The organism is Cupriavidus sp. HMR-1 (assembly GCF_000319775.1).
GTDB lineage: Bacteria > Pseudomonadota > Gammaproteobacteria > Burkholderiales > Burkholderiaceae > Cupriavidus > Cupriavidus metallidurans.
Genome location: NZ_ANKP01000031.1, coordinates 13,080 through 28,795, shown reverse-complemented (window position 1 = coordinate 28,795; position 15,716 = coordinate 13,080). Strand labels below are relative to the sequence as shown.

13 protein-coding genes and 1 tRNA gene are annotated in these 15,716 nt (G+C 62.9%); 9 read left to right on the top strand and 5 right to left on the bottom strand.

Annotated elements, in window-relative coordinates; translation table 11 throughout:
- Positions 1-405: 405 nt before the first annotated feature.
- Together D769_RS04255 and acs are read right to left on the bottom strand one after the other, a co-directional pair.
- Complete coding sequence (locus D769_RS04255) at positions 406-2,457, bottom strand: sodium:solute symporter family protein (protein WP_008642406.1); 2,052 nt, start codon at positions 2,455-2,457, stop codon at positions 406-408.
- 108 nt (positions 2,458-2,565) lie between these two features.
- Positions 2,566-4,548: an acetate--CoA ligase gene (gene acs / locus D769_RS04250; RefSeq protein WP_008642404.1), complete on the bottom strand. Its 1,983-nt coding sequence runs from the start codon at positions 4,546-4,548 to the stop codon at positions 2,566-2,568.
- Positions 4,549-4,844: 296 nt separating this feature from the next.
- Here acs and D769_RS04245 point away from each other — a divergent pair, with 296 nt between their 5' ends.
- The 4 genes from D769_RS04245 (at position 4,845) to murI (ending at position 9,069) form a co-directional block, all read left to right on the top strand.
- The gene (locus D769_RS04245) at positions 4,845-5,765 is read left to right on the top strand and encodes a DMT family transporter (protein WP_008642402.1); all 921 of its coding nucleotides are present in this window, start codon (positions 4,845-4,847) and stop codon (positions 5,763-5,765) included.
- Between the two features lie 93 nt (positions 5,766-5,858).
- A complete protein-coding gene (locus D769_RS04240) occupies positions 5,859-6,413 on the top strand; it encodes a TIGR00645 family protein (RefSeq protein ID WP_008642401.1) in 555 nt (184 codons plus the stop codon).
- 153 nt (positions 6,414-6,566) lie between these two features.
- Positions 6,567-8,090: a fumarate hydratase gene (locus D769_RS04235; protein ID WP_008642400.1), complete on the top strand. Its 1,524-nt coding sequence runs from the start codon at positions 6,567-6,569 to the stop codon at positions 8,088-8,090.
- Positions 8,091-8,256: 166 nt separating this feature from the next.
- Positions 8,257-9,069 (top strand): glutamate racemase, encoded by an 813-nt coding sequence (gene murI, locus D769_RS04230; RefSeq protein WP_008642399.1) that lies wholly within the window; start codon positions 8,257-8,259, stop codon positions 9,067-9,069.
- Here the strand turns inward: murI and D769_RS04225 are convergent.
- On the bottom strand, positions 9,059-11,374 hold the full coding sequence (locus D769_RS04225) for an ATP-binding protein (RefSeq protein ID WP_008642398.1): 2,316 nt from the start codon (positions 11,372-11,374) through the stop codon (positions 9,059-9,061). The genes murI and D769_RS04225 overlap by 11 nt on opposite strands.
- Positions 11,375-11,829: 455 nt before the next feature.
- On the opposite strand from D769_RS04225, the gene D769_RS04220 reads away from it, so the two are divergent.
- The 4 genes from D769_RS04220 to hemP all read left to right on the top strand — a co-directional run bounded on the left by D769_RS04220 (position 11,830) and on the right by hemP (position 14,256).
- Positions 11,830-12,489 (top strand): energy transducer TonB, encoded by a 660-nt coding sequence (locus D769_RS04220; RefSeq protein WP_008642397.1) that lies wholly within the window; start codon positions 11,830-11,832, stop codon positions 12,487-12,489.
- 53 nt (positions 12,490-12,542) lie between these two features.
- Positions 12,543-13,274 (top strand): MotA/TolQ/ExbB proton channel family protein, encoded by a 732-nt coding sequence (locus D769_RS04215; protein WP_008642395.1) that lies wholly within the window; start codon positions 12,543-12,545, stop codon positions 13,272-13,274.
- Positions 13,275-13,306: 32 nt separating this feature from the next.
- Positions 13,307-13,720 carry a biopolymer transporter ExbD gene (locus D769_RS04210; RefSeq protein ID WP_008642394.1) on the top strand — a complete coding sequence of 138 codons (414 nt, stop codon included), beginning with the start codon at positions 13,307-13,309 and terminating at the stop codon, positions 13,718-13,720.
- Positions 13,721-13,929: 209 nt separating this feature from the next.
- The gene (gene hemP / locus D769_RS04205) at positions 13,930-14,256 is read left to right on the top strand and encodes a hemin uptake protein HemP (RefSeq protein WP_008642392.1); all 327 of its coding nucleotides are present in this window, start codon (positions 13,930-13,932) and stop codon (positions 14,254-14,256) included.
- A gap of 210 nt (positions 14,257-14,466) precedes the next feature.
- On the opposite strand, the gene D769_RS04200 is transcribed toward hemP, so the two are convergent.
- Together D769_RS04200 and D769_RS04195 are read right to left on the bottom strand one after the other, a co-directional pair.
- Complete coding sequence (locus tag D769_RS04200) at positions 14,467-14,874, bottom strand: heme-binding protein (RefSeq protein WP_008642389.1); 408 nt, start codon at positions 14,872-14,874, stop codon at positions 14,467-14,469.
- A 248-nt stretch (positions 14,875-15,122) separates the two neighbouring features.
- The gene (locus D769_RS04195; protein WP_008642387.1) at positions 15,123-15,449 is read right to left on the bottom strand and encodes a hypothetical protein; all 327 of its coding nucleotides are present in this window, start codon (positions 15,447-15,449) and stop codon (positions 15,123-15,125) included.
- Between the two features lie 173 nt (positions 15,450-15,622).
- Here D769_RS04195 and D769_RS04190 point away from each other — a divergent pair.
- A tRNA-Leu gene (locus tag D769_RS04190) sits at positions 15,623-15,708 on the top strand.
- Positions 15,709-15,716: the final 8 nt, after the last annotated feature.

Sequence of the window (15,716 nt, the reverse complement as noted above, 5' to 3'; positions counted from 1 at the left end):
TTAACCGGCGGTGACGATGCGTAACGCACTGCAAGAATTTGAGGCTGTTGTGTGGGACTGTCTGACTCAAATCCAATACAAAGCGGAAACATTGCCCACTGCGCGGACCTGCTTTCGGCAATCAAATGCTTCGAAGGCTCCTGGATGACAAAGCGACTACGGCGGTGGCGCGAAAGACTACTTTCCTGCCGCGCGTGGAGTGCCAATTGCGGAAGCGTCCCAGACCAGATTCGGAAACATCAAATGGAACCCCCACGCACTTGGGAGCAGACTTGATCCGTTGGGCGCCTCCCGGCCTCAGCAAGATCTGTTGTGACCCCAACTGATCTATTCCCGCGCGCCCACTACCTCCCCGGTGTGGGCGTTTTTTTGTCCAATGGGCAATGGACAACGGGCAATACCCTGCTACCCCTTCCGCAGGTAATTTACCAACCTGTCGATCACCGGCGCATTCCTCGGCGTCACCAGACTGACCAGGATGGCCGCGGCAAACCCGGCTGGCACGCCGAACGCGCCCGATGCGATCGGGTCGACGCCGAACCAGCGGTTGCCGAAGATGCCAGTCATCTTGGTGAAGAACGGGTAGTTGACGAAGATGTAGTAGACCGCCACACCCAGGCCGGTTGCCATGCCGGCTACCGCGCCCGCTGCAGTGGTGCGGCGCCAGAAGATGGCCAGTACCAGTACCGGGAAGAAGCTCGATGCTGCCAGCGAGAACGCCGCGCCGACCAGGAACAGGATATTGCCGGGCCGTAGCGATGTGACATAGGACGCGAACAGCGCCACCCCTAGCAGTACGACCTTCGCGGTCGTCACGCGCCGCTGGTGGCTCGCCTGGCGGTCGACCATGTGGTAGTAGACGTCGTGCGACAGCGCGTTGGCGATGGTAAGCAGAAGGCCGTCGGCCGTGGACAACGCTGCCGCTAGCGCGCCGGCGGCGACCAGTCCTGAGATCACGTAGGGAAGCCCGGCGATTTCTGGGGCGGCCAGCACGATCATGTCCGGCTGGATCAGGATCTCGGCCCATTGGACGATGCCATCCCCGTTCATATCCCGGATGCCGAACACGGGTGGGTCGACCTTCCGCCATTGCACCACCCACTGCGGCAACTCGGCGTATGGCGTGCCTACCAGATGCTGCAGGAACTCCGCCTTGACCAGCGCCGCGAGCGTTGGCGCGGACACGTACAACAGCGCAATGCAGAACACCGCCCAAGCCACCGAGTTGCGGGATTCGCGTACCGATGGCGTCGTGTAGAGGCGCGTCAGGATGTGCGGCAGGCTGGCCGTCCCGAGCATCAGGCAGAACACCAGCAGCACGAAGTTGAGCCGTTGCGTCTTGCGCTCCTGCTCCGACGCCGCAGGGTACGGCTCAGTCGAAGGCGTTGAAACCCGGCTGCGTGCGAGCGCATCCTCGCGCATCTGGGTCCACTGTTGTAGCGCGTCGGCGGCATCGGCCGGGAATGCCAGGCGCTCGCGCTCCACGCTCTTGATCTCGCGCAGCGGCGCATTGCGCGCCCGCAACTCGAGCAATCTGGCGTCGAGCGCATTGCGTTCCTCCAGGAACGATTCCGGCAGTCGCGCGATGCGGTCCTGCAGCGCTATGGCCTGCTGCTGGAAGATCTCGCGCACCTGGATTTCGGCCGGATCGCGCTCGATCGCTTTTTCCGTCTGGTCGATCTGCCTCAGCAACTTGCCATAGCTAACCTGCGGCAGCACTTCGTGATGGTGCTTCCACGCGATCAGCGACACCGTCAGTAGAAACGCGACGATGAGCATGATGTACTGCGCCACCTGCGTCCACGTCACGGCGCGCATTCCACCCAGGAACGAACAGACGAGAATGCCGGCCAGACCGAAGAACACGCCAACGGCAAATTCCACGCCGATAAAGCGCGTGACGATCAGCCCGACTCCCTGGATCTGCGCCACCAGATAGACGAACGAGCATAGTGATGCGGCCAGCACGGCGATCGCGCGCACCGGCATGTTGCCGCCCGGCTTGCCATTGCCATACCGCGCTGCCAGGAAATCGGGGATCGTATAGCCGCCGTACTTGCGCAGGTATGGCGCCAGCAGGAAGGCCACCAGGCAGTAGCCGCCGGTCCAGCCCATCACATAGGCCAGACCTTCGTAGCCGGAGACGAAGATGATGCCGGCCAGTCCGATGAAGGATGCCGCGCTCATCCAGTCCGCTGCGATCGCCATGCCATTGAACATGGCCGGTACCCGCCGTCCCGCCACGTAGTACTCGTTGAGATCCGAGGTACGACAGATCAGGCCGATGCACGCATAAATCGCGATCGTGACGAAGAGGAAGACGTAGCCAAGCCAGAGCGCATCCGCATTGGAATGCTCCAGCAAGCCCATCATGCCGACGAAACCAAACAGCCCGAGCGTGAACAGGCCGTAGTACAGCATCAACCGGCGGCGAAAGCGCGACTGGGTGTCTGGCATCAGCAAGAAAGAAAATCGTGCCCGCTCAGCATGAAACCGAGGCGGGCACGATGGGTGTCACGGGTGCGTGACCGGGACGATCCGTTTTCCGGATCCGCTTGCTGGCCGTTACTGGGCTTGCTTGAGCTGATCGAGAATGGCCGGGTTCTCCAGCGTCGAGGTGTCCTGCGTGATGTCCTCGCCCTTGGCCAGCGAACGCAGCAGGCGGCGCATGATCTTGCCCGAACGCGTCTTGGGCAGATTGTCGCCGAAGCGGATGTCCTTCGGCTTGGCGATCGGGCCGATTTCCTTGCCCACCCAGTTGCGCAGCTCGGCCGCGATCTTCACGGCCTCTTCAGCCGTCGGACGCGAACGCTTGAGCACCACGAACGCGCAGATCGCCTCGCCGGTGGTGTCATCGGGACGACCTACCACGGCGGCCTCGGCCACGATCGGGTTCGAGACCAGCGCTGACTCGATTTCCATCGTGCCCATGCGATGGCCCGACACGTTCAGCACGTCATCGATACGGCCCATGATCGTGAAGTACCCGGTTTCCTTGTCGCGGATCGAACCGTCGCCAGCCAGGTACAGCCTGCCGCCGAGTTCCTCGGGGTAGTAGCTTTTCTTGAAGCGCTCCGGGTCGCCCCAGATCGTGCGGATCATCGACGGCCACGGACGCTTGACGACCAGGATGCCGCCATTGCCGTTCGGCACGTCCTGCCCGGTTTCATCGACGATGGCCGCCATGATGCCCGGCAGCGGCAGCGTGCACGAGCCTGGCACCAGCGGCGTGGCGCCCGGCAGCGGCGTGATCATGTGGCCGCCAGTTTCGGTCTGCCAGAACGTATCGACGATCGGGCAACGCTCGCCGCCGATGTTCTTGTAGTACCACATCCATGCCTCTGGGTTGATCGGCTCGCCCACGGTGCCCAGCAGGCGCAGGCTCGAGAGGTCGTACTGCTTCGGATGGATCTTCTCGTCGGCCTCGGCGGCCTTGATCAGCGAGCGGATCGCCGTCGGCGCGGTGTAGAAAATCGAGACCTTGTGGCGCTGGATCATGTCCCAGAACCGGCCAGCGTTCGGGAACGTCGGCACGCCTTCGAACACGATCTGCGTGGCGCCTGCGGCCAGCGGGCCGTAGGTGATATAGGTGTGACCGGTGACCCAGCCGATATCGGCCGTGCACCAGAACATGTCATCGGGCTTGATGTCGAAGGTCCAGCGCATCGTCATCAGCGCCCACAGCAGGTAGCCGCCCGTGCTGTGCTGCACGCCCTTCGGCTTGCCGGTGGAGCCCGACGTGTAGAGCACGAACAGCGGATGCTCGGCGCCAACGGGCTCGGCAGGGCAGTTATCGGACTGACCGGCGGAGACGTCTTCCATCGAACGATCACGGCCTTCGGTCCAGGCAACGTTGCCGCCCGTGCGGCGATAGACGACCACGTTCTTCACGGCCTCGCAGCCGCCCAGCGTCAGCGCCTCGTCGGCGATGGCCTTCAGTGGGAGCGCCTTGCCACCACGCATCTGCTCATCGGCCGTGATCAGCGCCACGGCACCCACGTCCACCAGACGTTCCTGCAGTGACTTGGCCGAGAAGCCGCCGAACACCACCGAGTGCGTGGCGCCGATACGCGCGCAGGCCTGCATGGCCACTACGCCTTCGACGGACATCGGCATGTAGATCACAACGCGGTCGCCCTTCTTGATGCCAAGGGCCTTCATGCCGTTGGCGAAGCGGCTGACCTTCGCCAGCAGTTCCTGATAGCTGACGCGCGTCACCGTGCCGTCGTCAGCCTCGAAGACGATGGCCGTCTTGTCGCCGAGGCCCTTCTCGACATTGCGGTCGAGGCAGTTGTACGACGCATTGATTTCGCCATCCTCGAACCACTTGTAGAACGGCGCGTTGCTCTCGTCGAGCACCTTCGTGAACGGCTTGTGCCAGTGCAGCAGCTCGCGCGCGTGGCGAGCCCAGAAGCCCTCGTAGTCCTTTGCAGCCTCGTCGCACAGGGCCTGGTAGGCCTCCATGCTGGGGATCGCGGCGGTCTTGGCGAACGACGCAGGGGGATTGAAAACGCGATGCTCCTGCATCACCGACTCGATGGCGGACATGGGTTGTCTCCTGTTTGACTTTGACTGCTTTCGGTGCAAGGTACGCTCGACGCCTTACTTAAACCTGACGGTTCAGGCAAGCATCCCACTTGCAACGATGCTGCGTCGCAACAGACCGGTGGGGCCTGATTCGGGAGACGCTGGGGCACAAGTGCAGTCGGCTCTACTAAGTTAGCACAGCTATAATGCGGCGGACCCTATACCTGAACGTCGCGCACGCCCTTTCTGGCGCGCCCTTTCTCCGGCGTCAGTGTTTCCGTCGTCTCCACGTCGCACCCCTTCCTGCCGGACACCCCTTGCCCATCCACGCCTTTTTCCTGATCGCCGCCATGGCCCTGGTTGGCAGCAACGTAGGCCTGGGCAAATCCATCATCGCGGAAGTACCGGTACTGCTGTTCGCGCTGCTGCGCTTCCTGATCGCGATCGTCTGCCTTTCCCCGTGGTATCGGCCAGCGCGGATGCGCCAGGTCTCGCGCGGCGAATGGATCAACCTGTTCCTGATGGCGTTCTTCGGCACGTTCATGTTCACGTTGCTGATGCTGGGCGGCGTGCGACTGACCAGCGCGATGGCCGCCGGGGTAATCACCAGCACGATTCCGGCCACGGTGGCCATCCTGTCATGGCTCTGGCTGCGCGAGCGGCTGTCGCGGCGGACGGTGTTCTCGGTGCTGCTGGCCGTGGCGGGTATCGCGGTGCTCAATATCGCGCGCGGCAGCGGTCATGATGCCGCGACCAGCAGCGGCGGCGGCGCGCTGATCGGCAATCTGATGATCCTTGGCGCAGTGGTATGCGAGTCGATTTACGTAATTCTGTCGCGCCGCCTCTCCCAGACCCTGGCCGCAATTGAAATCTGCGCCTACACGCATCTGATCGGCGGCGCGCTGATGCTGCCGCTGGGCCTGGTGCCGCTGTTGACGTTCGACTTCGGCAGCGTGAGCGGCACCACCTGGGCGATGCTGCTCTGGTACGCGCTGTCGGCCAGCGTGTTCTCGTTCTGGCTCTGGATGAAGGGCGTCCGCCATGTTCCGGCACAACTGGCCGGTGTGTTCACGTCGGTGCTGCCGGTGGCCGCGGCCCTCTACGGCATCGTGGTGCTCGGCGAGCGTCCAAGCTGGGCGCACGGCGTCGCGCTGGCCTGCGTGCTCGCAGGCATCGTGCTGGCAAGCTGGCCCGGACCGATCGCGCGCCGGGCGTTCGGAGGCGACCCGGGCCGGTGACGTTCGGTTACCGAATCGCGGAGCGAGGTGTCAAATGTGCACGGTACAATCAGACCACATCCTGATTGTCTTGCTTCATTTACATTCAATTCCATGGCCCACACCCCGCTTCGCCCGATTCCCCGCATCATCTTCGCCTCGCGCTGGCTGCAACTGCCGCTCTATCTCGGCCTGATCATCGCGCAAGGCGTCTACGTCTATCACTTCCTGGTCGAAGTCTGGCACCTGCTGGCGCACGTCACGACCTTCGACGAGACCAAGATCATGCTCGTGGTGCTGGGCCTGATCGACGTGGTGATGATCTCGAACCTGCTGATCATGGTCATCGTGGGCGGATATGAAACCTTCGTGTCGCGCCTGGGCATCGACAACCACCCCGACGAGCCCGAGTGGCTGGATCACGTCAATGCCGGCGTGCTCAAGGTCAAGCTGTCGATGGCGCTGATCGGCATTTCGTCGATCCACCTGCTCAAGACCTTCATCGACGCCGACCAGCGCAGCGAACATACGATCATGTGGCAGGTCATCATCCACGTGGCATTCCTGCTCTCGGCCGTGGCAATGGCCTGGGTGGACCGCATGGTCACGCATCCGCACCCGGCCGCCGGACACGGCGCGTCCGGCGGTGCGGCAGAAGCGACACACTGACCGCCGCGCGGAGACGGCTGCCCGCCACCCGGGTGACGCCTGCGCCCATCCCGCCACCAAACCTCGTGTCGACGGCTGTATGCAAAGCGGCAGTCGTCGCCGCGACGGTGTATGATTCCGGGCTGTGTTTCACCGCTGCCCATCCCCCACAAAATGACAGTCATCAAGCAAGAAGACCTCATCCAGAGCGTCGCCGATTCCCTGCAGTACATCAGCTACTACCATCCGATGGACTACATCACCAGCCTGGGCCGCGCCTATGAGCTGGAAAAGAGTCCGGCCGCCAAGGATGCGATCGCGCAGATCCTGACCAACAGCCGCATGTGCGCCGAAGGCAAGCGCCCGCTGTGCCAGGACACCGGCATCGTGACGGTCTTCCTGAAGGTGGGCATGAACGTGCGCTGGGATGGCGCCACGATGAGCCTGGAAGACATGGTCAACGAAGGCGTGCGCCGCGCGTACAACGACGTGGACAACAAGCTGCGCGCCAGCGTGCTGGCCGATCCGGCCGGCAAGCGCACCAATACCAAGGACAACACCCCGGCGGTGATCAACATGTCGATCGTTCCGGGCGATACGGTGGACGTGATCGTCGCGGCCAAGGGCGGCGGTTCCGAAGCCAAGTCGAAGTTCGTGATGCTCAACCCGTCTGACTCGATCGTCGACTGGGTGCTCAAGACTGTGCCGACCATGGGCGCCGGCTGGTGCCCGCCGGGCATGCTGGGCATCGGCATTGGCGGCACGGCTGAAAAGGCCATGCTGCTGGCCAAGGAAGCCCTGATGGAGCCGATCGACATTCAGGACCTGCTCGCCCGCGGCCCGAGCAACCGCGCCGAAGAACTGCGCATCGAGCTGTACGAGAAGGTCAACGCACTGGGCATCGGCGCGCAGGGCCTGGGCGGCCTGGCCACCGTGCTCGACGTGAAGGTGCTGGACTACCCGACTCACGCGGCCAACCTGCCTGTGGCCATGATCCCGAACTGCGCGGCCACCCGCCACGCGCACTTCACGCTGGACGGCAGCGGCGTCGCCAAGCTGGAAGCGCCGGACCTGTCGCAATGGCCGAAGGTCGAGTGGGCACCGAACACCGAAACGTCGAAAAGCGTTGACCTGAACACGCTGACGCCGGAAGAAGTCGCCTCGTGGAAGCCCGGCCAGACGCTGCTGCTGAACGGCAAGATGCTGACCGGCCGTGATGCCGCGCACAAGCGCATCGCCGACATGCTGGCCAAGGGCGAGAAGCTGCCGATCGACTTCACGAACCGCGTGATCTACTACGTGGGCCCTGTGGATCCCGTACGTGACGAAGTGGTTGGCCCGGCTGGCCCCACCACCGCCACCCGCATGGACAAGTTCACCGAGACGATGCTGTCGCAGACCGGCCTGATCGCCATGATCGGCAAGGCCGAGCGTGGCCCCACCGCGATCGAATCGATCCAGAAGCACAAGTCGGCCTACCTGATGGCCGTGGGTGGCGCTGCCTACCTCGTGTCGAAGGCGATCCGTGGCGCCAAGGTCCTGGCCTTCGAAGACCTCGGCATGGAAGCCATCTACGAGTTCGACGTCAAGGACATGCCGGTGACGGTGGCCGTGGATAGCTCGGGCACGTCCGTCCACAAGACCGGCCCCGCCGAGTGGCAGGCCAAGATCGGCAAGATTCCGGTCGCGACGGCCTAAATCCGGCTACTTGTAGTACACCCCTCTCCCGCTGCGTGGAAGAGGGGTTGGGGGAGAAGGTGCAGTGGTTCAGATCGCGACTTGTCGTTGATGGAACAGCCCGCCCTCTCCCCTTCCCTCTTCCGCAAGCGAGAGAGGGAAGCAAACCCTCCTCGACCTTGCGCGCGTGAACCCCTCCCCCATCGGCATCTTCGATTCTGGCCTTGGCGGCCTGTCGGTCCTGCGCGAAGTGCGCGCGCTGCTGCCGCACGAGTCGCTGCTCTACTTCGCCGATTCCCGTTACGCCCCGTATGGCGAAAAGCCCGAGCATTTCGTGGAGGCCCGCACGCTACAGGTTTGCGAATGGCTCGTCGCGCAGGGCTGCAAGGCACTGGTGATCGCCTGCAATACCGCAACGATGCACGCGGTGCAGACACTGCGTGAGCGTCTTGCCGTGCCGATCATCGGCGTGGAACCGGGACTCAAACCCGCCGCCGCGGCCAGCCGCAGCAAGGTGGTGGGCGTGCTGGCCACGGCCAATACACTGAAGAGCGCCAAATTCAACCGGCTGCTGACCTCGCTCGGCAATGAGAGTCGCTTTCTCTGCGAGGCAGGCATCGGCCTGGTACCGCTGATCGAGCAAGGTGATGTGTCGAGCGACACGGTCCGCCAAACGCTGGGGACCCTGCTCTCACCCATGCTCGAGGCTGGCGCCGACACCCTCGTACTGGGCTGCACGCACTACCCGTTCTTGTCGGAAACGATTGATGACCTGGTCGACGGACGACTGGCACTGATCGACACGGGCGTGGCCATCGCACGCCAACTCGCACGCAAGCTCGCGGAGTTCGACCTGGCGGCCAGTCCCGACACGGCGCCGAGCGTGCGCTACCTGTCCACCAAGGACGCCGCCCATCTGCGCGAAATGGCCGCAGCGCTGCTTCATGTCGAGGCCAACGCAGAAACGGTCGTGATCGAACCTGCTCCAGCTACTGAATGAAGCCCAGCGGCTTGTGATGTCGCACCTCGGGCTTCACGGCGTGTTCCTGACGTAGCTGCGCCAGAAATTCCTCGGGCGTCAGCGCTTCGCCAAGCACCACGCACTGCCGTTTGACTGTCGCGAAATCGCCCGGTGTCAGGCAATCCATCCCATCGAGTTCCCGGCGAATCGCGTCGGTCATGTTCGTCGCATCGCCATCGAGCGCTTCGTCGACGAACATCGAGATCCGTTGCACCGGCTTGAGCGCCTGGAAGCGGATCTTGAACGAGAACCGACGCAGCGCGGCTTCATCGATCCGATCGAACAGATTGGTGGTGCAAATGAAGATGCCGTTGAAGCGTTCCATTCCCTGCAGCATCTCGTTGACTTCGGACACCTCGTAATTGCGCACCGCTTGCTGGCGGCTTTGCATGAAGCTGTCAGCTTCGTCCAGAAGCAGCACCGCCCCGTCCTCCTCCGCGCGCGCGAACATGGCCGCGATCTGCTGCTCGGTCTCGCCCACATACTTGCTCATCAGGTCGGAGGCGCGGCGAATCATAAGCGGCAGATCGAGCTCGGCGGCGATGTGCTCGGCCAACGCGGTCTTGCCCGTGCCCGGTGGCCCATAGAAGCAGAGCGTGCCGCGCTTGCGCGCGCCGAGGGCCTGCACGATCTTGTTCACCGCATAGCGCGTTTCCAGATTCAGATTATCCAGGCGATAGTGCGTCACCACGGGACGTGCCTCCGCTTCGGGCTGCAATCCCATGGCGCGATCCGCGTGTTCAAGTTGCCGCAGGATCAGCGCTTCCACGGGTTCCTCGACATCGGGCCGCGCCAGCTCCACGAACCGCGCGGCTGACTGTACCTGCGCCGGTGTCAGCGTCTTGCGGGCTGCCAGCGTAGCGATGAAGGCATCACTGACGGCCAGACCGCCCAGGTGCTTGCGGATAATGTTCTCGCGCACCAGCGGCGGCGGGATCTTCAGCTCCAGGTGGAACTGGAAGCGGCGCAGGTACGCCGGATCGATCTGGCGGATCGAATTCGAGATCCAGATCACCGGCACCGGATTCTGTTCCAGCGTCTGGTTGACCCACGCTTTGCCGTTGACCGAACCGCGCGTGTCTTCCTGGCCGAACAGACTCATCAACTCGCGCGCGCTGCCCGGGAATACGTCCTCCACCTCGTCGAACAGCAGGGCCGTGCGCGGCCGCCCGCGCAGAAAGGCCTGCGAGACTTGCAGCGACCGATACCGATCCTTGCCCGAAAGACTGTTGCCGTCTCGATCGAAGCAGTCGACCTCATAAAGTTCGCACTCGGCCTCTCGCGCGATCAGTCGCGCGAACTCGGTCTTGCCTGTGCCGGGCGGGCCATAGATCAGAACATTGACGCCGGTGGCATTCTGTCGCGTGGCATTGGCCATCAGTGCCGTGAGGTAACGGGCGTCGGCTTCCACATGCGGATAGTCGCTCGTCCCCAGCGTCGGCGGTGCGGCTGGCCGCGTGAACACGGCCATCATATCCGCCTCGCTGGCGTAGTTGCCGAGCAGGACGTGCAACAGACGATCGGACAGGCGCATCAAGTCGCCCAGATCGGTCACGCTGTTTTCCGGCAGGGGTTGCTCGATCAGATTGAGGGTTTCGAGCCGTGAACCCGGGCGCAGCGAGACGGCAATATCGCCGGGGCTGGCACCAGTCAGGCCCGCCAGGATCTGAAATGCTTCCTGGCTGTGAGCAACCTTGCAGTCGACCATGACCGCGCGAAGATCGCGCTTGTACTTCGCCAGCGCCGCGAACAGCAGCAACTTGCGCTCATGCTCGGGCAGGTTGAGCACGTGGCTGAGCATGTCGATATTGCGCACCAGCAGCACGCGTTCGCCATCGAGCCTCGCCGTAATGGCGGCAGACGAGGCCGCGAACACGGCAAACATGTCCTTGGCGTGGTATTTGACGTACTCGTCGAGGTAGTAAAACAGCGCACTTTCATCGAAGGCGCTGTTCCATTGGCCATGGCGATCGAGAAACTCTTCCGGGGAAAGCCGCGCGGCCCCCTTCCACGCTGGCATGTCGGCACAGCGCGCCGACAGAAACCGCTGCACGCGCAGCACCACGCCGTAGGGCCAGACCATTTCCTGCGCGCTGACGGTAAGCACGTCATTGATATTGCTGCGCAGATTGAAGCGGGGACCAAGCGCGCAGACCACGCGCAGCGCGAACTGCGCGCACATCCAGTCCAGCGGCGACGTCCCCGCGACGCCGGACGAGGCGCGCAACAGCGTGGTGCGGTCGTCCATCATGCGGTCGTCATCAGCAAAACGGGTAAAGTCCATTGCCAGTTCCCTTCGCACGGGGCGTTCGGCGTCCGGACCGCGGGGAACGCGCTGCACCTGTGCCGTGTCTGCCGCTAATGGCTGTAGTTGTTAATCCTAGCGCGGTTTTGCGGGTGTGGAGCATCGGCGAGACGTTGCGTTACGCGAGCTGGCCCACGTAACGCACCCGCAACCCCGGAGTACCCATTGATGCGGCGCGCATCCGAGGATGGAAAGAATCCCGATCACGCATTGCACAATGCGCAACAAATAAGAATCATTATCGTTTATACTGTCACCCTGATACGCTACCCAAGAGTGGCGCTCCCCCGGGAACCGGTTTCTTCGAGGTATCTATTTCTGGAGCGTTATCATCATGGAACTGCTATTGAGCCTGCTGGTCGGATGTGGCATCTCGCTGATCCTGTTCTACCGCAAGTGATTGCGCCATCTGGCGTGCACCTGTCGTTCTTCACATGTTCGATCAACGTTTCTTCAAGATCACCATCGCGGTCCTGCTGTTCCATGCAGGGCTGCTGTATTTGATCCAGAGCGGGCTGGCTCGCAAGATGACGGAAGCTGTCATCGCCCCCGAGATCATTGCCCGCATCATCCCGATGGAACCTCCGCAGCAGCCGCCGGCGCCAGAGCCGCCCAAGCAGCAGCCGCAAACACCGCCCAAGCAGGTCAAGGTCGTGACACCACGCCCGACGCCGCCCAAGCCGCAACCCACGCCTACGCCCGTGGCATCGCTACCGCCTTCGCCTACCGCGATCGAAGCGCCGCCCGCTCCGCCTGCGCCACCAGCGCCCGCTCCGGAGCCCGCCGCGCCTGCCGCCCCGGCGAATGCCGCACCGCGTGCAGTAGGTATCGGCGAGATCGCATGTTCGCCGCCGCAGGTCACGTATCCGTCGCAGTCGCGCCGGATGGGCGAAACCGGCAAGACCGTGGTGCGTTTGACCACGGACGAGACCGGACGTGTGGTAAAGACGGCCATCGTCACGTCGAGCGGATCGACACGCCTGGATACGGCGGCGGTCAATGCGGTGCAGGCGATGCGTTGCAAGCCCTATATGGATAATGGTCGCGCCGTGGCGGTAACCGCTCAGCAGCCGATCAATTTCGAACTGAACTGATTCCCCGGAATCTTTCCGACACTTCCTTACACTGACCCTTTTCAGGAACCACCATGCAGGACCTCGGACTTTCCCACCTCTGGTCGCAAGGCGATTTCGTCATGCGCGCGACCGCCATCATTCTGCTGATCATGTCGCTGCTGTCGTGGATCGTGATCCTCACCAAGGCGTGGGATCTGATTCGCCTCAAGAAGATGGCGCACGGCGCGGAAAAGCGCTTCTGGCATTCCGACGATTTCGACCACGCGCTCGACACGCTCGGCGCCAACGATGCCAACCCGTTCCGTATGCTGGCCGTCACCGGCCGCGAGGCGGCCCAGCATCACCGCGCCAGCCAGCCGCAATTGCATGACGCACTCGACATCTCGGACTGGCTGACCCGTTCGCTCAAGAGCGCGATCGACGAAGCCGTGGCGCGGATGCAGTCAGGTCTGGCCATTCTGGCTTCGGTGGGTTCGACGGCCCCGTTCGTTGGCCTGTTCGGCACCGTGTGGGGCATCTATCACGCACTGATCGGCATCGGCGCCTCCGGCGTGCCGACCATCGACAAGGTTGCCGGCCCGGTGGGCGAAGCACTGATCATGACCGCCTTCGGCCTGGCCGTGGCGATCCCGGCCGTGCTCGGCTATAACGCGCTGAGCCGTGGCAACAAGGGCGTCATCAGCAAACTGAACCGCTTCGCGCACGACCTGCACGCCTATTTCGTGACCGGCGCCCGTGTGCGCCCGACTACTGGTGGCGTCCGCGCCGATGACGCGTCGGTCCGCCTGGCCGTCAAGAACTAAGTCTGCCCGGCAGACGCAGGAAGGAAAGCATCATGGCATTCGGCACGCTCGACGGAGATGATGACGAGGTGATGAGCGAGATCAACATGACGCCACTGGTCGACGTCATGCTGGTGCTGCTGATCATCTTCATCATCACAATTCCCGTCATCAATCACGCGGTGAAGATCGACCTGCCGCGCGCGACCAACCAGCCCAACGACTCCAAGCCGCAGAGCATCAATGTCTCGATCGATGCCCAAGGCAAGGTGTTCTGGAACCAGCAGGAAGTTGACGAGGCCACACTGGATCAGCGCATTGCAGAAGCCGCCTTGCAGCAGCCGCAACCGGAGTTGCATCTGCGCGCGGACCGCGAAGTGCGCTACGAGCGCGTCGCCCAGGTCATGGCCGCGGCGCAGCACGGTGGACTCGGCAAGATCGGGTTCATCACCGAACCGAAGCACTAGGCCGGTCGCGCAACTGCGTCATCGCAACAAGGGCACCCCGAGGGGTGCCCTTGTTTTTTAGTGATCGGCGCCTTATCTGCTCAAGAGCCGTGTTCGAAGACTGATGTGGGTGTAACGAATTGCGATCTCACTTGTAATGATAACAATTCTCATTTATGATTCTCTCCATCGTCACCGACACCTATTGAATACTTCGTACGGAGAAGACCATGAGCACCCTGAGCCTGCCGATGTCGCAACCGCGTGAAGTCACGCGCCGCCGTCTGTCACTGCGCCGCGTGGAGGTTGTCCAGCAGGACAGGCGCGAGACATCGACGGCCTCGTCAGCAATCGAATCGGTCAAATCGGCGGTCGCCGCCCTGCCCGCTCGCCTCGAAGCACTGATGCGCCATGACGCGCCGGCCGACGGTAGTACCGCGCAACCCGTACCGCTGGAAGCCATCATGCACGGTGCGACGACGCTGCCGATCCTGCACAACGGGAACGTCTATACGCTGCGTGTCACGCGCTACGGGAAACTGATCCTGACCAAGTGATCTGATCAGGTGGCCCGGACCGAAAGGTCGGGCATGCAAAGACTTTTGTGGGGACCGCCCTGTACCGGGGCGTTGGGCAGTAGCCAGTCGATTGGATTCCCGGCATAGCAAGCAACTCCAAACCCCTTGCCGCGCCGACCACGCCAGCCATGCCGCTTTTTTATACCGCCCCGCGGACGTTGCGTTCGCGGGGCTTTTTGCTTTGGGCGCTCAGAGGCCCAGCGAAGCAATACCAGCGCGTGCGATCTGTGCGTCTTCGGTCGACTTCACGCCCGACACACCAACTGCGCCCACCACCTGGCCATTGGCGACGATGGGCACACCGCCCTCCAGCATGCCGTTCAGTACCGGGGCAGTCATGAACGAGTAGCGGCCATTGTTGATCATGTCTTCGTAGATCTTGGATTCACGACGACCCAGCGACGCGGTGCGCGCCTTCTCCGTGGCGATGTAGGCCGAGATCGGCGCTACGCCATCCAGACGCTGCATTGCCAGCGGATGACCACCGTCATCGACGACCACAATCGTGACGGCCCAGTTGTTGGCCAGGGCTTCGGCCTCGGCAGCGGCCATCACCTTCTTCACGTCATCTGCCGTCAGTACGGTTTTTTGCTGCATTACCTCTCTCCATCGATTCATGTCAGGGATGAGGCGCAAGTATATCGCTCCCCGGGGCGGGCCGATGCATTCCACGACAGCGGCAAAATGTGAAAGACCTTCACCCGACGCACGACTTGACGCGTTGTCACGCACGCAAGACACCCGGCAACCCCGGAGGCACCGGAGAGCACGCCTGCCAGTGACCGCCAGAAATGAAAGAAGCCCCAGTCAGGGGCTTCTTTCTCGGATGACATCCTGCCGGTCAATCAGTCATGCCAGCGGCCATGACCGTGGCCGCGACCATGCCAGCCCGGGCCGTAGTAGTAGCGAGGCCCACCGCGGTAGTAACCGTAGCCACCATAGTAGACCGGAGCCGGCCGCACCACGACGGGAGGAGGACCATAGTAGGCGGGTCCAGGCGCGACCATCACCGGCGGCGGTGCATAGTAGACCGGCGCTGGCGGGTAATAGGCCGGAGCACCAATCACCACGCCCGGCACGCCGATCGCCACGCCAACGCTCACATGTGCCATTGCAGCGCCCGACATCAGCGCGGCGGTCACACCGAATGCTGCGAACAACCAACGTTTCATGATCGTGCCTCTTGGAATTTGGGTTCTGATAACCGAATTGTAGAGGCTCACGCTTTTTCAGGTGAAACGGCGGGCGCTACATTGTTACCACCGGTAACAGGCACATCACTTCTGTCGCAAGTTGAACAGCTTGCGTCCGGCAGGCTAAGCCACCACAATACCGGGCTTGCCGTGCGGCCGTGGAGAAATTGGTAGACTCAGCAGACTTAAAATCTGCCGCCTTCCGGGCTTACGGGTTCGAGTCCCGTCGGCCGCACCAGGCTCTCC